This window comes from Burkholderia sp. AU19243 (assembly GCF_018148075.1).
Lineage (GTDB): Bacteria > Pseudomonadota > Gammaproteobacteria > Burkholderiales > Burkholderiaceae > Burkholderia > Burkholderia latens_A.
Window position 1 is genome coordinate 25,914 of record NZ_JAGSTV010000015.1, and the last position, 22,491, is coordinate 48,404.

At 64.0% G+C, this 22,491-nt stretch carries 19 protein-coding genes and 1 pseudogene; 12 read left to right on the plus strand and 8 right to left on the minus strand.

Annotated elements, in window-relative coordinates; genetic code table 11:
* Positions 1–67 precede the first annotated feature (67 nt).
* A complete protein-coding gene (locus KDW55_RS23895; RefSeq protein ID WP_212160567.1) occupies positions 68–904 on the plus strand; it encodes an NAD(P)-dependent oxidoreductase in 837 nt (278 codons plus the stop codon).
* A gap of 28 nt (positions 905–932) precedes the next feature.
* Here the strand turns inward: KDW55_RS23895 and KDW55_RS23900 are convergent, their stop codons facing one another.
* Together KDW55_RS23900 and KDW55_RS23905 are read right to left on the minus strand one after the other, a co-directional pair.
* Positions 933–1,253 (minus strand): DUF1330 domain-containing protein, encoded by a 321-nt coding sequence (locus KDW55_RS23900; RefSeq protein ID WP_040139113.1) that lies wholly within the window; start codon positions 1,251–1,253, stop codon positions 933–935.
* 176 nt (positions 1,254–1,429) lie between these two features.
* Positions 1,430–1,897 (minus strand): MerR family transcriptional regulator, encoded by a 468-nt coding sequence (locus KDW55_RS23905; RefSeq protein WP_040140928.1) that lies wholly within the window; start codon positions 1,895–1,897, stop codon positions 1,430–1,432.
* A 77-nt stretch (positions 1,898–1,974) separates the two neighbouring features.
* Between KDW55_RS23905 and KDW55_RS23910 the strand changes: the two genes are divergently transcribed.
* A complete protein-coding gene (locus tag KDW55_RS23910) occupies positions 1,975–3,216 on the plus strand; it encodes an NADH:flavin oxidoreductase/NADH oxidase family protein (RefSeq protein WP_212160565.1) in 1,242 nt (413 codons plus the stop codon).
* A gap of 36 nt (positions 3,217–3,252) precedes the next feature.
* On the opposite strand, the gene KDW55_RS23915 is transcribed toward KDW55_RS23910, so the two are convergent.
* Together KDW55_RS23915 and KDW55_RS23920 are read right to left on the minus strand one after the other, a co-directional pair.
* Positions 3,253–3,576, minus strand: coding sequence for a hypothetical protein (locus tag KDW55_RS23915; RefSeq protein ID WP_040140930.1), 324 nt, complete (start codon positions 3,574–3,576; stop codon positions 3,253–3,255).
* A 706-nt stretch (positions 3,577–4,282) separates the two neighbouring features.
* Positions 4,283–5,911 carry an NADP-dependent glyceraldehyde-3-phosphate dehydrogenase gene (locus tag KDW55_RS23920; RefSeq protein ID WP_212160564.1) on the minus strand — a complete coding sequence of 543 codons (1,629 nt, stop codon included), beginning with the start codon at positions 5,909–5,911 and terminating at the stop codon, positions 4,283–4,285.
* Between the two features lie 896 nt (positions 5,912–6,807).
* Here KDW55_RS23920 and KDW55_RS23925 point away from each other — a divergent pair.
* On the plus strand, positions 6,808–8,937 hold the full coding sequence (locus tag KDW55_RS23925) for a TonB-dependent siderophore receptor (RefSeq protein WP_212160563.1): 2,130 nt from the start codon (positions 6,808–6,810) through the stop codon (positions 8,935–8,937).
* A 115-nt stretch (positions 8,938–9,052) separates the two neighbouring features.
* Here KDW55_RS23925 and KDW55_RS23930 read toward each other — a convergent pair whose 3' ends face one another.
* Positions 9,053–10,009: a LysR family transcriptional regulator gene (locus KDW55_RS23930; protein WP_212149298.1), complete on the minus strand. Its 957-nt coding sequence runs from the start codon at positions 10,007–10,009 to the stop codon at positions 9,053–9,055.
* Positions 10,010–10,236: 227 nt separating this feature from the next.
* On the opposite strand from KDW55_RS23930, the gene KDW55_RS23935 reads away from it, so the two are divergent.
* Positions 10,237–11,265, plus strand: coding sequence for a DUF1338 domain-containing protein (locus KDW55_RS23935; protein ID WP_040139118.1), 1,029 nt, complete (start codon positions 10,237–10,239; stop codon positions 11,263–11,265).
* 229 nt (positions 11,266–11,494) lie between these two features.
* On the opposite strand, the gene KDW55_RS23940 is transcribed toward KDW55_RS23935, so the two are convergent.
* From KDW55_RS23940 to KDW55_RS23950, 3 genes are all read right to left on the minus strand, one after another.
* Positions 11,495–11,692 (minus strand): CsbD family protein, encoded by a 198-nt coding sequence (locus KDW55_RS23940; protein WP_040139119.1) that lies wholly within the window; start codon positions 11,690–11,692, stop codon positions 11,495–11,497.
* A 53-nt stretch (positions 11,693–11,745) separates the two neighbouring features.
* Positions 11,746–12,102, minus strand: a complete 357-nt coding sequence (locus KDW55_RS23945; protein WP_040139120.1) for a BON domain-containing protein — start codon at positions 12,100–12,102, stop codon at positions 11,746–11,748.
* A 63-nt stretch (positions 12,103–12,165) separates the two neighbouring features.
* A complete protein-coding gene (locus KDW55_RS23950; protein WP_167357956.1) occupies positions 12,166–12,330 on the minus strand; it encodes a hypothetical protein in 165 nt (54 codons plus the stop codon).
* Positions 12,331–12,703: 373 nt separating this feature from the next.
* Between KDW55_RS23950 and KDW55_RS23955 the strand changes: the two genes are divergently transcribed.
* From KDW55_RS23955 to KDW55_RS23995, 8 genes and pseudogenes are all read left to right on the plus strand, one after another.
* Positions 12,704–14,239: a helix-turn-helix transcriptional regulator gene (locus KDW55_RS23955; RefSeq protein WP_209822182.1), complete on the plus strand. Its 1,536-nt coding sequence runs from the start codon at positions 12,704–12,706 to the stop codon at positions 14,237–14,239.
* Positions 14,240–14,403: 164 nt separating this feature from the next.
* Positions 14,404–14,613 carry a CsbD family protein gene (locus KDW55_RS23960; RefSeq protein ID WP_040139123.1) on the plus strand — a complete coding sequence of 70 codons (210 nt, stop codon included), beginning with the start codon at positions 14,404–14,406 and terminating at the stop codon, positions 14,611–14,613.
* 380 nt (positions 14,614–14,993) lie between these two features.
* Complete coding sequence (locus KDW55_RS23965; RefSeq protein WP_212160562.1) at positions 14,994–16,145, plus strand: branched-chain amino acid ABC transporter substrate-binding protein; 1,152 nt, start codon at positions 14,994–14,996, stop codon at positions 16,143–16,145.
* Positions 16,146–16,341: 196 nt separating this feature from the next.
* On the plus strand, positions 16,342–17,514 hold the full coding sequence (locus tag KDW55_RS23970; RefSeq protein WP_212198052.1) for an FAD-binding oxidoreductase: 1,173 nt from the start codon (positions 16,342–16,344) through the stop codon (positions 17,512–17,514).
* Positions 17,515–17,721: 207 nt separating this feature from the next.
* Complete coding sequence (locus KDW55_RS23975; RefSeq protein ID WP_209822184.1) at positions 17,722–18,285, plus strand: hypothetical protein; 564 nt, start codon at positions 17,722–17,724, stop codon at positions 18,283–18,285.
* A 424-nt stretch (positions 18,286–18,709) separates the two neighbouring features.
* Complete coding sequence (locus KDW55_RS23980; RefSeq protein ID WP_040139128.1) at positions 18,710–19,111, plus strand: hypothetical protein; 402 nt, start codon at positions 18,710–18,712, stop codon at positions 19,109–19,111.
* Positions 19,112–20,043: 932 nt separating this feature from the next.
* Complete coding sequence (locus tag KDW55_RS23990; RefSeq protein WP_212160559.1) at positions 20,044–21,093, plus strand: ESPR domain-containing protein; 1,050 nt, start codon at positions 20,044–20,046, stop codon at positions 21,091–21,093.
* A gap of 1,084 nt (positions 21,094–22,177) precedes the next feature.
* Positions 22,178–22,435 (plus strand): annotated as a pseudogene (locus tag KDW55_RS23995) (NmrA family transcriptional regulator); the annotation flags it as partial.
* Positions 22,436–22,491 lie beyond the last annotated feature (56 nt).

The window sequence follows — 22,491 nt, forward strand, 5'->3', positions numbered from 1 at the left end:
CGCGTATAGTTGGAAAACGTTTTCCACTTTTCGGTATATCCGGCATGGATTCAAGGAGACAGATTCGATGAACGCCACCTCCACCGGCGCACGCAAGCCGTTCCGGCGCGTGCTGCTGACCGGCGCGGCCGGCAACCTCGGCCGGCAGTTGCGCGGCGCGCTGGCGAACTGGGCCGACATCGTGCGCGTGAGCGACATCGCCGCGCTCGACGCAGCGGCCGCGCATGAAGAAGCCAGGGTCGTGGACCTGGCGGACCGGCCTGCGGTGATGGACCTCGTCGACGGCGTCGACGCGATCGTCCATCTGGGCGGGATTTCGGTCGATGCGCCATTCGACGATCTCGTCGACGCGAACATCACCGGCACGTACAACCTGTACGAAGCCGCGCGCAAGTACGGCGTGAAACGGATCGTGTTCGCGAGCTCGAACCATGCGATCGGTTTCCACCCGGTGACGGAAGTGCTCGATGCGGATTCGCCGTTGCGTCCGGACAGTCTCTATGGCGTGACGAAGTGCTTCGGCGAGTCGCTGTCGCGCTATTACTTCGACCGCTTCGGGATCGAGACGGTGTGCCTGCGGATCGGCTCATCGTTCGAAGTCCCGAAGAATCCGCGAATGCTCGTGACCTACCTCAGCTATCGCGACTTCATCGAGCTCGTGCGCTGCTCGTTGCTGACGAACCGCGTCGGGCACGCGATTGTCTACGGCGCGTCGGATAACCCGGTGAAGTGGTGGGACAACACGAAAGTCGCGTTCCTTGGCTTCCGGCCGCAGGACAGCTCCGAGCAGTTCGCCGGGCTGTTCCCGGTGACGGCGCCGACCGCCGACTACGACGATCCGGCGCAGCGCTACCAGGGCGGCGGTTTCGTCGTCGGCGAGCCGATGGAGCGCGACGCGAAATAAGCGCGGCGGCGGCGCCGGGCGCCGGCGATCAGCGCAGAATGTCCGTCGCCTTGTGCCGTTCGTCCACGCCGTCGATCAGGATCAGCGGGCCGCTCGCGTGCCGTGCGCGCAGCGGCTGGATTTGCCGGTATGCATCCGACTCGTACCACGCCCGTGCGCGAGCGAGATCGGGAAACGCGATCGCGATCAGGTCGCCGCGCCACACGCCTTCGCGTACGTCGGGCCGCGCGCCGTGAATGACGAAGCGACCGCCGAACGGCGCGAGCGTGCCGTCGATGCGTTCGAGGTATTCGACGATGTCGTCGCACATTTCAACGTCGTGCAGGTGGGCGATGGCGTAGGCGGTCATGGCGGGCTCCGGGTATCGATGCAATGTGTTGATCGGTGAAGCCATGATCGGTGCGCGGCCGGCGCGCGTCGATTACCTGCGACGTAAGCAAATTCATGTGGCCGGGCGCAATGCCGGCCGCTACCTTGCGGCGGCGATGACGCGCATGCGCGACGCACGCCGAGCACGCGAAGCGCTCACGCGCGCTTGCGAACCGGCCGCGGCCGCGAACGTGGCGCAGGCGTCGGCACCGTATCGCCGGCCTCGTCGCACAGCTTGCCGAGCATGCGTTGCGCAGCGCCCGCGCAATCCTCGCCGGCGGGCTTGTTCGCGATCTCGTCGATCAGCACCTCCAGGCGCCGCCGGTTCTGCGCGAGCCGCTGTTCGAGCAGCGCGATTTCGTCGACCTTGTGCCGCAGCGCGGCCAGCAGTTCGTCCCGCGGCCACGCGCCGAGGTCAGGGGGCAGCACCGCGCGGATTTCATCGAGCGCGAAGCCCGCGCGTTGCGCGCGGTCGATGATCGCGAGCCGCGTCAGCGCTTCCGGTCCGTATTCCCTATAGCCGTTCGCCTGGCGACGCGCCGGCTCGAGCAGGCCGCTAGCTTCGTAGAACCGGATGCGCGACGCCGCGATGCCGCTGGCGCGTGCCAGTTCGCCGATTTTCATTTCGTGCTCCAAGGGGGCTTGACCTTGAAGCTGACTTTAAAGTTATGGTTGGGCATCGTCAATCGAGGATGTCCACCATGAACCTGTTTGCGCCACTTACGCTGCCCAACGGCGCGGTGATCCCGAACCGGCTCGCCAAGGCCGCGATGGAAGAGAACATGGCCGATGCGGATCACGCGCCGTCCGACGCGCTGCTGCGCCTGTACCAGGCGTGGGCCGACGGCGGGGCCGGGCTGATCCTGACCGGCAACGTGATGGTCGACGGCCGCGCGATGACGGGGCCGAACGGCGTCGTGCTCGACGGCGCCGCACATCTCGGCCGCTTCCGGCGCTGGGCGCAGGTCGCGCGCTCCGGCGGCGCGCATGTGTGGATGCAGATCAATCATCCGGGGCGGCAAATGCAGGCGGCGCTCGGCCAGCCGACACTCGCGCCGTCGGCGGTGCCGCTCGCGCTTGGCGCGCTGTCGAAGCAGTTTCCGGTGCCGAAGGAGATGACCGAGGCCGACATCGCCGACGTGCGCGACCGCTTCGTGCTTGCCGCGCAGTTCGCCGAACAAAGCGGCTTTACCGGCGTGCAGATCCACGCGGCGCATGGTTATCTGCTGAGCCAGTTCCTGTCGCCGCTGACCAATCGCCGACAGGATGCATGGGGCGGCAGCATCGAGCACCGCGCGCGCCTGCTGCTCGACATCGTGCGCGACGTACGCGCGACGGTATCGCCCGGGTTCGTCGTCGCGGTGAAGCTGAATTCGGCCGATTTTCAGCGCGGCGGCTTCAGCGCGGACGATGCAAAGCGCGTCGTCGAGCTGCTGAATCCGCTCGGCGTCGATCTCGTCGAGCTGTCGGGCGGCAGCTACGAAGCGCCGGCGATGCAGGGCGACGCGCGCGACGGGCGCACGCTGGCGCGTGAAGCGTACTTCCTCGAGTTCGCGCGGGACATCGCCGGCGTGGCTGCGATGCCGCTCATGGTCACGGGCGGGATCCGGCGCCGCGCGGTGGCCGAGCAGGTCGTCGCGAGCGGCGTCGCGATGGTCGGCATCGCGACCGCGCTGTCGATCGATCCGAATCTGCCGCGCGACTGGCGGGCCGGCAAGGACAGCGCGCCGGCGCTGCAGCCGATCCGGTGGAAGAACAAGACGCTGGGCTCGCTCGCGAACATGGCCGTCGTGAAGTTTCAGCTCGCGCGGCTGAGCGCCGGGCGGCGCACGCATCCGCGCGTGTCGCCGCTGCGCGCGCTGGTGTCGCAGCAACTGGCCGCGACGTGCCAGACGCGGCGTTACCGAAAGTGGATGGCGGGGAGAGCGGCGGCGTCGCGGTGAAGGTCAACGCGGCCCGTTGCGCGGCCGGATGCCGGCTCACACCGGATACGCGTCGTCGACCTTCAGGTTCGCGAGCCGGAACAGCGTGCGCAGCGTTTGCGGATGAATGTCGCGGCGCGCGGCGAGCGACGTCAGCATGAAGTCGAGGACCTTCGCATAGCGCAGCAGCACGAGGCAGCGCGCGAGATCCGCGTTGCCGCCGCGCATGCTTTCCGCGTATTGAACCATCTGGGTCGACAGCGAGCGCGCCATCTCGAGTTCCATCTGCTGTTTTTCGGTCCATTCGGGTTGCGGCTGTTCGAGCAGTTTCGCGAGAAAGAGCTGGAACGACGTATCGGACGAATTGGGCAGCGCATCCATGACGAGCCTCGTTGCTTGCGTGGGCGTTCGGGCGATTCCGGCAGACGGATCCCGAACCGGGTTCGTGGCCGCGCCGGCATTGGCGCGGCGGTTGCTGCGTACGAATGCAGATTCCGTACCAGCGTCGCGAACAGATTGTTGAGCAATGTTGACGCGGGCTGCCGCATCGGCCGGCGCGTCCCGCCGGTACTGGCTCGCACCGAAAATTGAGGTGCGCTTCCATACGGTGTGTGCGGCCTTGCTCCGCCGCGGGCCCGATCGCGGACCGAGGAAATGCTTCAGCGATGTAACGTAACGCCGCGTCGAAACCGCATGCGTGTTTCCGTTGCGGAACGGCCGGACCGTCACGGCGTGTGCGCCGGCGATCGCGCACCCGCGGCCGCAGGGCGCCGCGTCGGTCGTGCATGGCGACGAGTGCCGACGTTTGCAGCACGACGCAAGCCCGCAACCCGTGCGCCGGATGTTTCATAACCGAGACGTTGTCGCCGGCGCGATCCCGATGCGTACGCAACGGACGCGCACGCCGTTGCGCCGTTCAACGGGCCGGGCGAATGGGCGGACGATTGACGATGGGGAGCCGAGCAACCGGTGCGAACGATCGCGGCATCATCCCGCGAGGCTCGACATGAGCGAACGTATGAATGAACGATGCGCCGCGACGGACCCGCGGCGCATCGCCGAACAGCATCGTTCGTGCGTCAGCGCTTCAGAAAATGAAGCCCGTGTTGATGAACTTCGAGTAGTGGTCCGACACGATCGAATCGAGCAGATGCTTGCTGCCTTCGGTTTGCTTAGCGGCGACCATCGACCGGATCGAGAACGCGCGCAGCGCATCGGTCACCGACAGCGTGCCTTCCGCCGAGTCCTTGCGCCCGGCAAACGGGAACACGTCGGGCCCGCGCTGACACTGGCAGTTGATGTTGACCCGGCACACCTGGTTGACGAGCGGATCGACGAGCGCGCCGATCTGCGCCGGATCCGAACCGAAGATGCTGACCTGCTGGCCGTGCTCGGACGTCGTCACGTAGTCGAGCGCGGTTTCGACGTCGTCGAACGCCGCAACCGGAATGATCGGCCCGAACTGTTCCTCGCGATACAGCTTCATCCCTTCGGTCACCGGATACACGACGGCCGGATAGAACAGCGTCTTGCTGAACTCGCCGCCCTGATGATTGACGACCTGCGCGCCATGCGCTTTCGCGTCGTCGATCGCGTCGGTCATGTACGCGGTGCGATGCATGCCCGGCAGCGGCGTGATGCTGACGCCTTTCTCCCATGGCATGCCGATCTTCAGCTGTTCGAGCGCGGCGGTGAAGCGCTTCAGAAACTCGTCGACGATCGAGCGGTGCACGAGCAGCATCTTCAGCGCGGTACAGCGCTGGCCGTTGAACGACAGCGCGCCGAGCAGACACTCCTTCACCGTGAGGTCGAGATCGGCGTCGGGCAGCACGATCGCCGCGTTCTTTGCGTCGAGGCCGAGGATCGCGCGCAGCCGGTTCGACTTCGGATGCTGCTTCTTCAGATGATCGGCGACCTTGCTCGAACCGATCAGCGCGAGCACGTTGATCTTGCCCGATGCGAGCATGTGCGGCACGACCACCGCGCCGGGTGCGTAGATCGTGTTGATCACGCCTTTCGGGAACGCATCGCGGAACGCTTCAAGCAGCGGCTCGAACAGCAGCGTGCCGTACTGCGGCGGCTTGAACACGACGGTGTTGCCCATCAACAGCGCGGGAATCAGCGTCGCGAACGTTTCGTTCAGCGGATAGTTGTACGGCCCCATGCACAGCACGACGCCGAGCGGCGTGCGGCGGATCTGGCCGATCGTGCCTTCCGCGATCACGAAGCGCGAGTTCGCGTTGTCGAGCTCCTTCAGCGCGTCGATCGTTTGCGTCATGTACGTGACGGTGCGATCGAACTCCTTCTGCGAATCGGCGAGGCTCTTGCCGATCTCCCACATGATCAGGTTCACGACGAGCTCGCGCTGCGCGACCATCCGCTTGATGAAGTCCTGCATGCACGCGATGCGCTGCTCGACCTTCATCGTCGGCCACTCGCCGCGGCCCGAATCGTACGCGCGCACCGCGGCGTCGAGCGCCGCGTCGCTTTCCGTCTCCCTCATCACCGGATAGCTGCCGATCTCCATCTGTTCGACGCTGCCGTCCGGCTGGCGCACGCACACCGGCGAGAGCACGGTCTTGGTCGCGCCGTCCCACGGACGCAGTTCGCCGTCGACCAGCGACACGCGCTGGTGGATCGGCGCGGCGAGCCGGAACTCGGCGGGGATGTCTTGATACGCGGGAAACAGCTGCTGCAGGGAGGCGGAATCGGGCATGACGGTCTCGTTTGACGGGTGTCCGGGAAGGACGGGCGATGCGAATCCTGAGCGGTATGTTCGTCGATCCTGAATCGGCATGATGACGCGCGCACGACGCTGCGTCACGCGCTGGCGTTGCCTGCCGCAAGGATGACTGGAACCAGTTCCATTAAAAAGGAACCCGGCACCGATTGCAAGAATTGCCGAACGCGGTGTGACTTGGTGTAAGGCTTTTGTATGACTGTGTCGGAATCCTCAATATAAGCGGTTTGGTGCGCGCGCAAACGTTTCAGTCCGCCCGAATTGCGCGGATAATGTCCTCGCGCGGTGAAGTAAAAAACGCCCCGAACCTGAGAGACACACGCAGTCAAGAAACAAGAGAAGGTCCGCCGCGCTGCCGATACGAGGTCGGCTGCCCGGAGCGCCGGGTCGGGGTTGCCCGGCCCGGCGCGCACCGGACCTCGAGCGATTGGGCCGTCCACGCCGTCCCGCGATTCCGTTTCCTCTTTCCGACGTATCCCCCGCACAGCCCTTCGACACGCGCGGTCATCACGCACTGCGCTTGTTCTCATTCTTTCGTTTTAATTACGACGCACGCGCATTTGCGCGCAAAACTGAAAGCAATTCGTCGGAAATCCCCTCCGCCAGCAGGATGGACGTTGCACGAAGGCGACATGCTGGAAATTAACTAATAACGCGAATCATTCTCGTTTAATATTTCGCTCCGTTACGAGCCATGACGCGGCGTAACGGCCGCCCGCGCGCCGCACGCCGGCCCGCGCAACGGCGCGATTCCCGGTACGCCGTTCGTGGTGCGCTGAAAGAGAGTCCGCATCGTCGATGCGCCGGTGGATGAATCGGCGTCGGCCGGCCGCGTTTGCGCTCACCGATTTCCCTCTGCCTTTACTTCAACGATGAAACTCAACAAGAGCGCGTGCCACGTACTTCTGATTGCCTCGTCGCTTGCCGGCACACGCGCCGCCTGCGCGCAGGCAAGCGACACCGCGGCGACCTTGCCCGCGATTTCCGTCAATGCGGCTGCAGAGCGTGCGTCGTATGACGGCGGCCGTTCACGCGCGGCGACCAAGACCGACATGTCGCTGATGGACGTGCCGCAGACCGTGAACGTCGTGCCGCACGCGGTGATCGAGGATCAGAATGCGACGTCGCTGCAGGACGCGCTGCGTAACGTGCCGGGCGTCGGCTTTTCGGTCGGCGACGGCCAGCGCGACCAGATTACGATCCGCGGCTTCAACAGCATCACGGACCAGTACGTTGACGGCATTCGCGACGACGCGCTGTACTACCGCGACTTGTCGAACGTGGAGCGGGTCGAGGTGCTGAAGGGGCCGGCGGCCGTGCTGTACGGGCGCGGCTCGGCAGGGGGCATCGTGAATCGCGTGCTGAAGCGGCCGCAGGCGAACCCGGTGAACGACGTGGGCGTGACGCTCGGCACGCGCGGCGAGCGGCGCGGCGAATTCGACCTGGGCTGGAACGCCAACGACGCGGCGCGCTTTCGCGTGACTGGTGCGGCCGAGAATTCGAACAGCTTTCGCGACCAGTTCCAGCTCAACCGCCAGGCGATCGCGCCGTCCGCGCAGTTCAAGCTCGACAGCGACACGGTGCTCAACGTCGAATTCGACTACCTGCACGACCGCCGCACGTCCGACCAGGGGCTGCCCGCGTATCTCGGCCGGCCGGTCGACGTGCCGATCAACACGTATTACGGGTCGGCCGACGGGGTGAACAGTTCGTACAACGACGTCTCGGCGAAAAGCGCGACCGTGTCGCTCGATCACCGCTTCAACGATTCGCTGTCGTTCCATGGCGCGATTCGCGCGTACGACTTCTCGCTCGAACGAAAGAATTACGTGACGTACGAGCCGATCAAGACCGCCGCGCACCCGGTCGTCACGCTCGATCAGTCGACGCGCCAGCGCACCGATCACGGTATCGACGGGCTGTTCGAACTCACGCAGAAGACGTCGCTGTTCGGCATGCGTCACGAGCTGCTGTATGGGCTCGAGCTGTCGCAGCAGCAGAAGTTCGACACGATCTACAGCGTATCGAAAGTCGCGACCTACGATCTGCTGAATCCGCAGCCGGTCGTGCTGCCCGGCGTGCCGATCGGCACGCGTGCGAAGACGAACGCATCGACCGTGGTCGGACTCGCGGGCGTCTACGCCCAAGACCTCATCTCGCTGAGCGAACACTGGAAGGTGCTCGCCGGCCTGCGCTTCGACTACCTGAACCAGATTCGCCACGACTACACGTCGTCGAACGTCAATCTCGACCGCACCGATCACGCGTGGAGCCCGCGCGTCGGCCTGATGTACGAACCGCTCGACTGGCTGACGCTGTACGGTTCGTTCAGCCAGTCGTTCTCGCCGCTGGCCGACACGCTGATCAGCTCCGGCGCGTTTTCCAACGGCGCCGCGCTCGCACCGCAGAAGACGACCGCGTACGAAATCGGTTCGCGCTTCGACATCGGCGGCAAGGCGACGGCCAGCGTTGCGTTGTTCGACATGCGGCAGACGAACCAGCAGATCGGCGACCCGGCGAATCTCGGCTATGCGTTGCCGATCGGCACGCAGCACGTGCGCGGGGCCGAACTCGGATTCACCGGGCAGATCGCGCCGAAATGGTCGGTATATGCGGGCTATGCGTACCTGAACGGCACGGTCGACGGCTCGCCCCAGTCGACGGCGGCCGGCCTTGCGCTGTCGAGCAACACGCCCGGGCTGATGCCGCGGCACAGTGCCAGCCTGTGGCTCAAGCGCGAGCTCCCGTATGGCTTCTATGCGGCAGCGGGCATGCAGTTCCAGTCGGCCCGCTACACGTCGGCCAGCGATCTGGTCACGCTGCCGTCGTTCACGGTGTTCAATCTCGGCGCCGGCTATCGCAGCAAGAAGGTCGACGTGACGCTCACGCTCGACAACCTGTTCAATCGCAAGTACTTCATTGCCGCGCACGGCAACGCCGATCTGTACAACATGCCCGGCGATCCGCGCACGCTGACCGCCACGGTGAAGTGGCACATGTAAACACGCGGCTTGGGTCGTCTTCACGATGGCCCGCGCGTGACTGCCGACGAGCCGTCACGCAGCGGCGTGGCGCGGATGCGGGCCGCCGCGCGTTGACGGCCCCACCACGGTGCGGTCACTCGATGTCTTCGTCGTCTTCGTCGTCTTCGTCGTCGCGTTCGTGCGCATCGGGAGCAGGCGCCGCATACGCGCTCGCCTGCTCGAGCAGCCAGCCGCGAAACAGCTCCAGCGGCTTGCTGTGGCTGAACTCCGTCGGATATACGAGGTAGTACGCCGAATCGCCGACGGTTGCCGCGTCGCACGGCACGACGAGGCCGAGTTGCTGCAACTGTTCCTCGACGAAAAACTTCGGCACGAGCGCGATGCCGAGCCCGGCCGCGGCCGCGCTGATCAGCATCGTGTGCAGTTCGTAGCGCACGCCCTGCATCGTGCGGATGTCGTCGACGCCGTGCGTCTCGAACCATTGCGCCCACGCGCCCGGGCGCGTGGTCGAGTGCAGCAGCGGATACGCGAGCAAGTCCTCGACGCGCTCGACGGGCCCGTTCAGCAACGCGGGCGAGCAGATCGGCACCACTTCCTCGCCGAACAGATAGTCGGACGACGTGCCCGGCCACGTCGGCTTGCCGTAGTGGATCGCGGCCTCGAAGTGCGTATCTTCGAACGAGAACAGGTCGGTGCGGCTGCCCATGTTGACGCGCACGTCCGGCGTGCGGTCGTAGAAACTCTTGATGCGCGGGATCAGCCAGTGCGATGCGAAGGTCGGCAACACCGCGAGTTCCAGATAGCCGCCGCCGCTGCCGTGCGCGATGATCGACAGCGTGTCGCGGTCGAGCGCCTCCAGCGCGCGCCGCACCTGCGTGCCGTACAGCTTGCCGGCGCGCGTCAGCACGACGCGCTGCTTCACGCGCGCGAACAGCCGCACGCCGAGGCTCGCTTCGAGTGTCGCGATCTGCCGCGACACCGCGCTTTCGGTCAGGAACAGCTCTTTCGCCGCGTGCGTAAAGCTCTCGTGGCGCGCCGCGGCTTCGAAAGCCACGAGCGCACCCATGTTGGGGATCTTGAATTTGCGCATGGTGCTCGTATCGTCTGACGAACGGGCCCGCGCGAAACGGACGGGCGGGCGGGTGCGAAGTACGTCAATAATTCCAAAAACTCATCACGTGTCAATTTAATCTCGCTTTACGCGTCGCTGCAACCCTTTGAATAATGCATCCCACGCAAGGCCACGCGCCCGCATCGCGGCCGGCCATCCGAATTGCCGGCGCCTTTTTCCGGCAGTCCCCGAACACGAGAATCCTGATGCGCAATCCGAATATCGAGAGCTTGCTGACGAAGCTGCTGGGACAGGCGAAGACCGACGCCCTGTTCGCGACCCTGAACATGCCGTCCATCCTCGACGAGTGGGAAACCGGCGTCGTCACGCGCGCGGAGATCGCGCAGGCGATGAACATGGCGCTGTTCGAAGGGTTGCTCGAGCGCTCGGCGAACGGCCGCGCGTACACGGCCGACGCGATCGCAAACGGCGGCTCGGTGTACTTCGACCACGGCGCGCTGCGCACGGTGCGCTGGCCGCACACGGGTGCGCTGCCGCCCGGCGAAGCCGCGTTCACGCGGATCCTGCGTCCGCTCGGGTTTCGCCTGAACGGCCGCTATCCGCTCGACAAGCTCGGCATGACGGGCCGCGCATACGCGCACGAGGATGCGCCGGACGAGATCGCGCAGTTCTTCGTCAGCGAACTGCATCCGGAGCGCTTCTCGAAGGAGTTCCAGCAGGCCGTGACGAACGTTGTCAGTTCGTCGCGCGATCCGCTGTCGCCGGCGGCGGTCGCGCTGTTGTGGGAGATCGAGCGCGAAGGCTGGCTGCCGCTCGACGCCGCGCATGCGCTGCTGCCGGAGATCGTCGGCGCGTTCGCGCGGCAGCACGACGTGCCGAACGAGCTCGACTACGAGACGCTGCTGCTCGAATCGGCGGAGATGGCGTGGATCGCGACCGAAGGCAACGCATTCAATCATGCGACCGATCGCGTGGCCGACGTGTTCAAATTGTCCGATGACGAGAAGGCGAAAGGCCGGCCGATGAAGCCGGAAGTCGAGCGCTCGCGTTCGGGCCGCGTGTTCCAGACCGCGTACCGCGCGGACATCGTCGAGCGCGAGTTCCGCACGCGCGACGGCGGCACGGTCAAGCGCAACGTGCCGGGCTCGTTCTACGAGTTCATCACGCGCCGCCGCACGTTCGATCAGGCGACGCGCCGCTGGGTGACGGACCTGCGTTTCGATGCGGGCAATGCGCAGGGCATCTTCAAGATGACGGCGAACGCGGCGAAGTAACGCGCGGCGCGTGAGCGAATAGAAACGGGCCGATGGCTGAAAACAGCCATCGGCCCGTTTGCGCTGGATGGGCGCCACGTCGTCAGAACAGGTGCGTGACCAGATAGAACAGCACCAGCACGCCGATCGGTACGCCGAGCAGCCATGCGATCAGATACTTGCCCATGTCGTTGTCCTCCGCGTGGCCGCGACGCGGGATGCGTCGCGGCGGGATGAGACGACCGGTGCGTTACAGCTCGCGATCGAAGTCCCTCAGTTGGCGCTCGGCTTCGTCGCGGGCGATCCCGTAACGCTCCTGGATCTTGCCGACCAGGTAGTCGCGGTTGCCTTCGGCGACGGTCAGGTCGTCGTCGGTGAGTTTGCCCCACTTGGCCTTCAGCTTGCCGGTCAGCTGCTTCCATTGACCCTTGATCTTGTCCTCGTTCATGGTGTGCTCCTGGAGTTAGGGGAGAAAAGCGCGGCGCTGGGCCGCGTGACAGCTCATGCCTTGGCTTTCAGGCCGGACGAATCGACATGCTTCACGCCCTTGATCGAGCGCGTGACGGCAACGGCCTTCTTTACGGCGGTCTTCGACGGCAGCACGCCCGTCAGCGTGACGACGCCGTCCACCGTCTTCACGCTGATGTCGGTGCTCTTCACGCCCTTGGTGGTCGCGAGTTCGCTCTTCACTTTGGTCGTGATCCACGTGTCGGTCACCGGCTGATCCGAATCCGACTTCATCGTGGTATCGGTCGACGATGCCTGTGTCTGCGCGTGCACGTTCGTGAGCGGTGCGGCCGCGAGCAGGAAAGCCGCGCTCGCGGCGAGTAGCGTCGAAAGGTGCGAGGTCTTGTTCATTGATGTTCTCCTTCGATTGGCTTGATGGGTGGATGAATCGACGAATGCGAAGCGCGGCGCACGCTACCGTGCGATCGGCGTGTCGTAGCCGGGCTCGCGCGGCGGCATGTCCGGGCGCGGCACGTCGGGCGGCAGCGGCACCGGGGGATCCGTGCCCGGCGAAGGCTCGGGCGGATTGTCCGGGGCCGGCTCGGGCCGCGTCGGATCGGGTGTCTGATGCAGCTTCATCAGGTGATCCTCCTCTGCGGTATGGATGGGCAGCGCATGAGCGCCGATGCAGTACCAGCGTACCGGCACGAATGCACGCGCACATCGCGCAAATTCACCGGATGAGCTAGTGCGTTTGCACGGGGACGGAACGGCGGCGCGGGAACGGGAAATGCGACAGCATCCCGCGTGGCGCACGCGAGAGCGGGGCGGGCCGTGCCGTGCGCGGCTCGGCGGGGTATCGCACCGAAGCTGAACTACACGCGAATGTACTATTGCGCATAGTGCATTCGCGCGTGCGCGTGCGCGGCGGCGCCCGATCGATCGCGCCAGGCGTGCCGCCGCGCGAATGCAACCGAATCGGCAACCATGCAACGACGTGGACCACCCAACAATGGACGAACGAGTAAACGAACAGGTGCTGAAGTCGCATACCGACCGGCGCCAGCTGCACCAGATCATCGCGGGGCTCACCGAAGGCGTGATCCTGATCGAACCGGACCAGCGCATCGTCTGGGCGAACGAGGCCGCGCTAGCGATGCACGGCGTGACCGAACTCGAAGCGCTCGGCGCGGACGTCACCGAGTATCGCGAGCGCTTCCGGCTGCGCTACCGGAACAACCATCCTGTGCGCGACGGCCACTATCCGATGGACCGCGTGATCGCGGGCGAGGAGTTCAGCGACGTGACGGTCGAAGTCGAGTCGGCCGCCGACGAGAACGTGAGCTGGGTTCACCGGATTCGCAGCCTCGTGCTGACGAACGCGGCCGGCGAGCCCGACTGCCTCGCGCTCGTGCTGCACGACGCGACGGAATGGGCGAGCGCCGAAGACCGGTTCGAGCGCACGTTCAACGCGAACCCGGCGCCGGCTGTGATCTGCCGGCTCGACGACTTGCGTTACGTGAAGGTCAACCAAGGGTTTCTCGACATGACCGGCCACACGCGCGACGACGTGCTCGGCCGCTCCGTGTACGAGATCGACGTGCTCGAACAGGCCGAGCGACGCGAACTCGCGATCGAGCGCCTCGGCGACGGCGCGACGATCCCGCAGATGGAGGCCGTGCTCAAGCGCGCGGACGGCAGCCCGAATGCGGTTGTCGTTGCGGGGCAGCCGATCGACATGAACGGCGAGGCGTGCATGCTGTTCACGTTCACCGATCTCGAACCGCGGAAGCAGGCCGAGCTTGCGCTGCGGCAGAGCGAGGAGCGCTTTGCCAAGGCGTTCAGGATGGCGCCGGTCGCGACCGCGATCGTCACGGCGGACGGCTTTGCGCTGCTCGACGTAAACGATGCGTTCGTCGGGATGACCGGCCATTCGCGCGACGACCTGCTCGGCAAGTCCGCCGACGAGATCGGACTGTGGGCCGAGCGCGGCGCGCGACAGCAGATCGACAACCAGATCGCGCGCGACGGCAACGTGCGCAGCGCCGACGTGCAGATCCGCACGCGCGAAGGCGACGTGCGCGATTGCGTCGTGTCGGCCGAGCCGGTCGCGATCCACGGCCAGGATTGCCTGCTGATCGCGCTGCTCGACATCAGCGATCGCAAGCGCACCGAGATGGAGCTCGTCTATGCGATCGAGACGGCGATGCAGGACGCGTCGTGGTTCAGCCGCACGCTGATCGAAAAACTCGCGAACGTGCGCCGCGCGAATGCGCCCGATGCGGGTGCGCAACTGTCGGACCTCACCGCGCGCGAGCGCGACGTGTTCGACCTGCTGTGTCACGGCCTCGCCGACAAGGAGATCGCCGGCCGGCTCGGGCTCGCGCCGAATACCGTGCGCAATCACGTCGCGACGATCTACGCGAAGCTCGACGTGCACAGTCGCGGCGAGGCGATCGTGTGGGCGCGCGAGCGCGGGATTGTCGGAGCGGCCGAGCCGAACGTCGCGCGCGGCGAAAAAGGCACCGACAAAAACGCCGCCGACTGACGCCGCGACACTGCCACATCGTGCTACCGGGGCGAATGCACCATCCCGGGTGGTGCATCCGCATCTGCCGCGCCCGGCGCGCGGCTGCGATCCTGTCCGCTCGGCGGTGCGGCGCACGCTGCCGTGCCGCCGGCTCTCTCCCCAACTCATCGCAGGAGACGACCATGGACAGGAATCGCATCGAAGGGAAGCTCAAACAAGTGAAGGGTTCGGTCAAGGAAGCGCTCGGCAAGGTGACGGGCGACCGCGCGACGGAGGCCGAAGGCGTGGCCGAACAGCAGGCCGGCAAGTTGCAGGAGAAGGCGGGCGAGGCGGCAGACGCGGTGCGCCACCATACGGGCACCGATACCCACATCGGGCGCGACCGCCATTGACCGTAGCGCGCGATGCGTGCGGCCGGACCGCGTGGCGCCGTTGCGCCGCCTGATACAGCGATGATTCTGCATCGGCATTACCCCGCGCGCCCTTGCTGCAACGGCGTTTGCGCGCATCCCGCATGACGCTTTCCGTGCCGGCCCGCCGTCGCGCGGGCCGCGCACCGTCGATTGCGTCGACAGTTGATGACAATTCCTCACAACGTAGTTCCGATAATTCGTTTGCTGCACGCGTATTGGCTACCCACAATCGGTTCACCTCTTTCGCGCTGACAGGTTCCCCGGAGACGGAGCCGCGGTGATCGACACCGGCACGCGGGAGGTCGCCGGCGCGCGATGGTCGCGCGTCGCATATCGACCCACAGAAGAAGGATTGGCCGATGACGTTCCGCATTCGTTCGCTTTCCGGCATGGCGCTGACCGCCGCGATCTTCGCGTTCCAGACAGGCGCCGCCTACGCGCAGGAGACGGTCGTGAAGGTCGGCGTGGCCGTGCCGCTCACGGGCGGCGGCGCCGCGTACGGCAAGGACATCGAGAACGGCGTGCGAATGGCCGTCGACGAGGCAAACGCCGCGCGTACGACGATCGGCGGCAAGCCGGTGAAATTCGTCGTCGCGTCGCAGGACGACCAGAGCGATCCGCGCATCGGCGTGCAGGCTGCGCAGCAGCTGGCCGACGCGCAGGTGGCCGTCGTGATCGGCCACTTCAACTCGGGCACGACGCTGCCCGCATCGAAGATCTATGCGAAGGCCGGCATTCCGATGATCACGCCGTCGGCCACCAATCCCGACATCACGCGCGCGGGGCTCGGCACCGTTTATCGCGTGATCGCCACCGACGCGCAGAACGCCGGCAATGCAGGCGCGTATGCGGCGAGCGTGACCAAGGCAAAGCGCATTGCGATCATCGACGACCGCACCGCGTTCGGCCAGGGCGAGGCCGACGAATTCGAGAAGGCGGCGAAAGCGAGCGGCGGTATGATCGTCGCGCGCGAATTCACGAACGACAAGGCCGTCGACTTCAGCGCGCAGCTCACGAAGATCAAGAGCACGAACGCGGACCTCGTGTTCTTCGGCGGCCTCGATGCGCAATCGGCGATGCTGGTCAAGCGCATGCGCCAGCTCGGCATTCGCGCGCAGTTCCTCGCCGGCGGCGGCGTGATGAACGCGAATTTCATCAAGCTCGCCGGCAGCGCCGCCGAAGGTGCGGCCGTGTGGGAATACGGGCAGCCGCTCGCGCGCCTGGCGAAGGGCAAGCAGTTCGAGACGAAATTCAAGCAGAAGTACGGCGTGGACATGCTCGCATATGCGCCGTTCGCGTACGACGCGACGTGGATCGCGATCAATGCGATGCAGAAGGCGAATTCGACGAGGCCGGCCGATTTCAACGGTTCGCTGAAGAGCACGCGCTACGACGGCATCACCGGCACGATCGCGTTCACGAACACGGGCGACCTGAAGAATCCGAGCTCGACGCTGTATGAAGTGAAGAACGCCGCGTGGCAGCCAGTCACGACGCAGACGGCGGACTGAACGCCTGAAATGGCCGACGCGCGCGGACTTTCGCTGCAATGCCGGACGTGCTGAAATAGCCGAAGCGATCGAGCGCGATCGCGGCGCACCTCGCGGCGAATCCCCCGGCCGCCGAGGTGCGCCGCGCGACGCGGCACGAACAATCTTCACGCGCGGCCGAGCGGGCCGCGTCTTTTACGAGCAACTGGAGTCAGTCGTGAGTTCTCAAGTCGTCATCGTCGGCGGTGGTGTGATCGGCAGCTCGATCGCTTATTTTCTGCGTGCCACCGATCCGACGGTTTCCGTGACCGTCATCGAACGCGATCCGACCTACGCGAAGTCGTCGTCGGCGTTGTCGGCCGCGTCGATCCGCCAGCAGTTCTCGACGCCGCTGTCGATCCAGATGTCGCTGTCCGGTATCGAGTTCCTGCGCAACATCGGCGAGCGGCTCGAGGTCGACGGCACGCGGCCGTCGATCGATCTGCATGAAGGCGGTTACCTGTTCCTCGCGACGCCGGCAGGCGATGCGACGCTGCGCGAGAACCATGCGCTGCAGACGAAGCTCGGCGCCGATATCCGGCTGATGGATCGCGACGCGCTGCGTGCGAAGTTTCCGTGGCTGAACGTCGACGATCTCGTGTCGGGCGCGTATGGCGCGAGCGGCGAAGGGTGGTTCGACGGGTATGGGCTCGTGCAGGCGTTGCGCAAGAAGGCGCAGGCGCTCGGTGCGCGCTATGTGGCGGCCGACGTGAGCGGCGTCGTGCGCGACGGCCGCAAGGTCACGCATGTTGTGACGAGCGACGGCGAGCGTTATGCGTGCGACACGCTGGTCAATGCGGCGGGCGCGTGGACGCGCACGTTGTCGTCGATGATGGGTATCGACATTCCGGTGTATGCGCGGCGTCGCAGCATCTTCAACGTGTCGTCGCCGGCGAAGCTCACCGATTGTCCGCTGCTGATCGATCCGACCGGCGTGTATTTCCGGCCGGAAGGGCGCACGTATATCTGCGGGACGTCGCCGAGCCCGGATCGCGATCCCGACGATCTGCCGCTCGACGAGGTCGATCATGATCTGTTCGATGAAGTGATCTGGCCGACGCTCGCGAATCGCGTGCCGGAGTTCGAGGCGCTGCGCGTGGAGAACTGCTGGTCCGGGTACTACGAGTACAACGTGTTCGATCACAACGCGATCATCGGGTATCACCCCGAGCTCGACAACGTCGTGTTCGCAAACGGGTATAGCGGGCACGGGTTGCAGCAAGGGCCCGCGACCGGGCGCGGGGTCAGTGAACTCATTCTCGGCGGGCGGTATCAATCGCTCGACCTGTCGTCGCTCGGCTGGGAGCGTGTGCTTGAAAACCGGCCGATCGTCGAAAAGAACGTCGTGTAGCGCGGCGTGACCGCCCGGTGTGGGGTGGGCGGGATTCTCCTTGTGTTCTCAATCTGATTCGCCCGGCTTTGCCGGGCTTTTTTTTGGTTCTTCGGGGTGGATGCGCGGGAGGAATGTCGGTGTTCGGCCAAAATCGGCCGTTCGACATGGCGGCCCGAATGGTCGACAATCCGCGAGTTGGTTCTGGCTGTATTTTGGGATCGCTCTATGAATGTGACAGAAGGCGGCATCTGCGCCCGCGCCATCGCTTACCTGAAGCCCATGGTGCAAGACTCCACACCAGCAATATCGTTGTCACGCGAGGACTCGCCTGTTCTCCGTCCCTTCAGTGACGATCTATTGGTTTCGTATGTCGTGGATGCAGCTGATCATTTGGCTTTCATTCAGCACCGGCATCTGGAACACGAATGTGTTTCGGTTGATCAACTTCATTCAATCGCCGTTTCAAATTTGCAGGCTCTTGCGGAAGAAAAGCTGACTGTTCGCGAATACGGTTCCATCTATGTTGCACTCATGGGAGGCAACTTCGAGGCGAGTCTTCTCACGCTTGATGCCATGTGGAATTACTGGTACGCCCATGTCGCGCCGCAGGGTTTTGTCGCAGTTGCTCCAGCTCGTGACCTCCTTGCATTCTGCGACTCATCTTCTGCGCAAGGGCTAGTGGAGCTTCGGCACGTCGTAGAGCGGTCCGGGGAGTGCGACCATCGCCTGCCCTCTCACTTGTACCGACGCATCGCCGGCGATTGGAAGCAATTACCTATCACGCCGTGACCAGCAACGGTGACTCAGGCGCTCTGCGAATTTAGGCAAAATAGTTGTCAATCCCAATAGGACAGATTCGCCCCTAACGGCGACGCGAGTGTCCGTTTTCGCTTTCCGCAACTGTCTCTTCAGGGTCCGCAAGCGACGCCCGGGGAAATCCACGAAGAACCGTCTTTCTGTCTGCCGGGTGTGTGAAGATGAGCCGCATGATCGCCGTCATTTCGGCGCGACGCGTACCGGTCTCCGTCGTTTCAGCGGCCGTGTTGTCGTGGAGTAGTATTCCCCTATGTCCGGGTGACGGCCCGGCCGCCATGGCGCACAATTGGTCGATCCGCGATGACGGTCGGTTCGTCAGATGATCCGGATGCCGATTCAACGATCCGCGTGGCGCCGGCCGGGACGGCGGCATGGCCGGCATTGACGGGAACGCATCATGTCAACCGAGTGGAAGCACCGCGCCAGACTGTTTGTCCAGCGTTTCTGGCAGCCGACCAGTGCGTGCATGACCTGCATGCCGGGTAGCTGGGGAAACATCATGAGCGCCGCCCACTGGGCCATTGCATTTCAAACAGGCTTGTTCACCGGCCTCCTGGCTGTGCTTCTGACTTTCACACCCGCGGCGAAACTCTACACGCACCGATACGGCAATGCGCTGATCGTCGGCATCCTGACAACGGTGGGCGACGCGTACTCGCACGCGAGTCATTACCGTATCCCATATGTCGAACACATCGTGACGGGCGCGATTTCGGGTCTCTTGACGCTGGCCGCCTCCTATCTCCTCGAAGACCGCGCACGACGCCTTCGCGCGGTGTGGACTCGGGTTTTTGGGTAGCGTGGTCGCTGACTTTTAAGCTTGCTCGGCCTGGGGAAAGAGGCTTCTCGGTGCGGCTGCGGTTCATGGTCGGCAACTGCCGTTGAAGTCGCGGCTGTCTGGTGTTTTGGAAGGGGGCGGGTCAGCTGGAGTGAAAGCACCGACCGGGAATACTCAGACCATAGCAAAGCGAATTATGCGTGCTCATTGCGATTGGAAAGTCCATGGGCTGGATTTTGCGCGTGTGTATGTGGAGGAATGCGAGATACTGGAATTAATCATAAATGGCTGAAAGATGATGTATCGCTGGCGCAATGCTTCGATCATCGCCTGCTTGAGTCCGCCTCGCGGATGAGCGTATATCGCGGCGTAAATCGTTTCGTGGCTGGCGCGCTGGTCAGGATCGTCGGGATACATACGGCGAAGTCTGGCAGCAATCTGCTGCGGCGACCAGCGCCAATAGACCAGCCGGTGATGCACATGTCGATACAGTGCGCTGCCAGCGAACAGCTTGCGCCGCAGGCGGCATCCTTGACGACGAGCACGGTACGTCGATGCCGCCGCGTCGCATCGTAGTGCGTCGCCGTATCGCCGTATCGCCGTTGCGTGCGAGTTCGCGGGAAACCGTCGAGGCACTTCGCCCGAGCCGTAGTGCGATCGCTCTCGTGCTGCTGCCGTTTCTATGTTCAATCATGATGACCGAGCGTTCTTCCGCGCTCAGATGCTTGTACTTCCTCATCGCAACGCCTTACCCGTTTCAAGGTGTTGCATTGGAACCTAGAGACTAAGTACCGAAAATCCGAAAGTCTGGGGTCGCGTCAATCAGACGAATCCGAAATTAAAGATTTGTGGCTTCCACTCGACGACTTGGCAATTTTTAGCGGTGATTTCCCGGTGATTCGGTAATCTCGCGTTCGATAACGAACGATTGGGCGCAGGCCGCGCCGGCGAGAATGAACAGGAATACGTATCGCCTGGTGTTTTCCGGGCTTCGGGGAATGGTGGTGGCTGTCGAAGAGACCGCGACGGCTGAGGGCAAATCGGCAACGGGCGAGGCACGCGCACGGCGGCGTTCGTCGACGTCCGGCGCTCGCGTTGTGATGGCCGGCGTCGCCGCGCTCGGCATGCTGCCCACTCTGTCCGGTGCGCAGATTGTCCCGACGCCAGGAACCAGCACGCAGGTGATCCGGACGCCGAACGGGGCGGGTGCGGCAGTGGGTGGTGAGTCCGGGGCGTTTTCGGGGTACAACGTGGATCGGTTCAATCGGCAGTTGCACGAGGACGGTAAGGCGAAGGAGCAGACGCTGGCGAAGAAGCTGGCAGCGGAAAGCGACGGAAAATATACGATGCAGCAGATTCAGGAGCAGATGGCGCAAATGGATCTGGTGATGAGCGATGGAGGGGTGTTGCCGGGCAATGTTCGAGTAGCGTCGGGACAGATGCCGCAGGACGGGACGGAGTGGACGCGGTATGGCGTGAACAAGGCGGGTCAGACGGTATGGACGCAATCGTTGGGTCCGGGTGATCCTGATTTGCAGGCGTATATTGCGAAGAGAGCGCAGGGTAGCGGGTTCTCGTATCAGGCGACGACGACGGGCAAGAATCCGGCCCTGGTCCGTGCACCGGACTTTGTGAACTTCCAGATTGACTATTTCGTGGGCAGTGTGTGGGGGACATTTACGCGAGACGGGAACGGGTTCTTCGGTGGCGGATTGAATATGGGGCTGCCGAACCCGGTCGGTGCAGGTGTGAATATATCGGCTGGCTATCTGAATACGAGTACAGTCAGGCCGGGACAGACAAATAACTTTGCTGGCGAATACGCAGGCGGCGGATCCGCGCTGTATGGCGGCTTGGGTGGCGGCGTCATGGTGTCGCCCGGTAACGGTACGGCGACTGTTGTAGGCTTCGGTGCAGGTGTGAACGTGGGGAAGACAAACAACCCTGCATCTGTTGGCTGGGGTTTCTCCGTTGATCAAGGGAAAACTGGAATTAGGTGGTAGCCATGGGACCGTCAATTACATCTGTTCCGAAGACGCGAGCACAGAAAATTATCTGGTGGTGCTGTTTTACCGCGATGATGAGTTTCATTGTGTACGTGGTGTTGAAGAACATCTTCTTTAGCTGAAAACCGGGCCCGGCGTATGCCGGGGGCGGTGTTTATGAACGCTTGGAGCGAAAGCGCCGTCGAAACCGTCGTTCAGCGGCGAGTCGTTGGTCGTCGCGGATGCGGTCCTGAATCTCCTATTCCGTCATCTCGCGATTGGCGATGCGGTAGTGGTGATCGGGGGAGATAGTCAATTGCTGGAAGCGGTAATTCGCGGAATTGACCTCGCACTTGGGCAATCGGTCGGACGTGCCGGGCGAACGATTGCAACGTCCGGCGATTCCAAGAAATGGTAAGGAGCGGCAATGGCCGGCGAAATCATAAGCGGGTTGGTTGGCGGATTGTTCGGGACACTTGTTAGTAAGGTGCTTGGGAGGCTTCAGCTTCGGCTTCGGAGAGGCACTCGTACGTTTGTTTGAATCACTTTTGATGGGGAATTTATTGGTTATATTTAAGAGGGCGTCCTCCCATATTTTCAGAGGTGAGGGGTAGTAAATATAATTAATGGCGTTAATGAGCGCCGAGTTAATCTCCAATTTTATCTTCTGGCGCCCACGGCTTCTTGCGATGGTGTAATGCAGTGTGTCTAATGGCATTTTCGGATGCTAGATGCGTTCGGTTCACTGACGATCGCATACTTGGCATCGATCGGTGTGCGACGTAGTCGAAATTCACAATCAAGTGCTTAAAATTACATGAAAACTATTTGCCGGGGGAATTCCGCTGTAGCAGTACTGCTGCTTATCGCGACTGGTGTATGGGCACAGGAAACGCCGAGACCGATCATTCCGGGCAACGACCAGCAATCCCGACAGCAAGAAGAGGCGCGCGAGCGCGAACGGACCGTCACCGCGCCCGGGGTGCGTTCGAGCGTGATGGCGAGCGCAGGGTATCCAGCGCTGCCATCCGAAACGCCGTGCTTTCGCATTGACCGTTTTGCGCTCGACGTACCCGATGCGCTGTCTGCTTCGCTGCAATCGCGCCGCGTGAGCCCCGATGAACTCGCACGGGCCTTCAGTCGCGTTTTGGGCCGGCACGTGCGCGCGGAAGTCGTCGACAGGCGAACGTGGGAAACGCTGTTCCGCGCGCAGGGGATGAAGCATCCGGCGCCCCGCATGCGCATGCTGGACGGCTTCAACGAAGGCTGGATCGATTTCGAAAGCAGGCCTGATGAAATTTTGCGCGGTCGCGTCGCACTGGACAGCGTCCTGAGCGAGCTTGTGTCGCGTACGGTCTGAATAGACTCGGTGGGGCCCGGGGCGCGTGTGCGCTTCGGGCAGGCAAGCGACGTCCG

Coding starts and splice junctions, on each gene's coding strand:
- KDW55_RS23895 (WP_212160567.1), top strand. CDS start 68: ATGAACGCCACCTCCACCGGCGCACGCAAGCCGTTCCGGCGCGTGCTG.
- KDW55_RS23900 (WP_040139113.1), bottom strand. CDS start 1,253: ATGACCGCCTACGCCATCGCCCACCTGCACGACGTTGAAATGTGCGAC.
- KDW55_RS23905 (WP_040140928.1), bottom strand. CDS start 1,897: ATGAAAATCGGCGAACTGGCACGCGCCAGCGGCATCGCGGCGTCGCGC.
- KDW55_RS23910 (WP_212160565.1), top strand. CDS start 1,975: ATGAACCTGTTTGCGCCACTTACGCTGCCCAACGGCGCGGTGATCCCG.
- KDW55_RS23915 (WP_040140930.1), bottom strand. CDS start 3,576: ATGGATGCGCTGCCCAATTCGTCCGATACGTCGTTCCAGCTCTTTCTC.
- KDW55_RS23920 (WP_212160564.1), bottom strand. CDS start 5,911: ATGCCCGATTCCGCCTCCCTGCAGCAGCTGTTTCCCGCGTATCAAGAC.
- KDW55_RS23925 (WP_212160563.1), top strand. CDS start 6,808: ATGAAACTCAACAAGAGCGCGTGCCACGTACTTCTGATTGCCTCGTCG.
- KDW55_RS23930 (WP_212149298.1), bottom strand. CDS start 10,009: ATGCGCAAATTCAAGATCCCCAACATGGGTGCGCTCGTGGCTTTCGAA.
- KDW55_RS23935 (WP_040139118.1), top strand. CDS start 10,237: ATGCGCAATCCGAATATCGAGAGCTTGCTGACGAAGCTGCTGGGACAG.
- KDW55_RS23940 (WP_040139119.1), bottom strand. CDS start 11,692: ATGAACGAGGACAAGATCAAGGGTCAATGGAAGCAGCTGACCGGCAAG.
- KDW55_RS23945 (WP_040139120.1), bottom strand. CDS start 12,102: ATGAACAAGACCTCGCACCTTTCGACGCTACTCGCCGCGAGCGCGGCT.
- KDW55_RS23950 (WP_167357956.1), bottom strand. CDS start 12,330: ATGAAGCTGCATCAGACACCCGATCCGACGCGGCCCGAGCCGGCCCCG.
- KDW55_RS23955 (WP_209822182.1), top strand. CDS start 12,704: ATGGACGAACGAGTAAACGAACAGGTGCTGAAGTCGCATACCGACCGG.
- KDW55_RS23960 (WP_040139123.1), top strand. CDS start 14,404: ATGGACAGGAATCGCATCGAAGGGAAGCTCAAACAAGTGAAGGGTTCG.
- KDW55_RS23965 (WP_212160562.1), top strand. CDS start 14,994: ATGACGTTCCGCATTCGTTCGCTTTCCGGCATGGCGCTGACCGCCGCG.
- KDW55_RS23975 (WP_209822184.1), top strand. CDS start 17,722: ATGAATGTGACAGAAGGCGGCATCTGCGCCCGCGCCATCGCTTACCTG.
- KDW55_RS23980 (WP_040139128.1), top strand. CDS start 18,710: ATGTCAACCGAGTGGAAGCACCGCGCCAGACTGTTTGTCCAGCGTTTC.
- KDW55_RS23990 (WP_212160559.1), top strand. CDS start 20,044: ATGAACAGGAATACGTATCGCCTGGTGTTTTCCGGGCTTCGGGGAATG.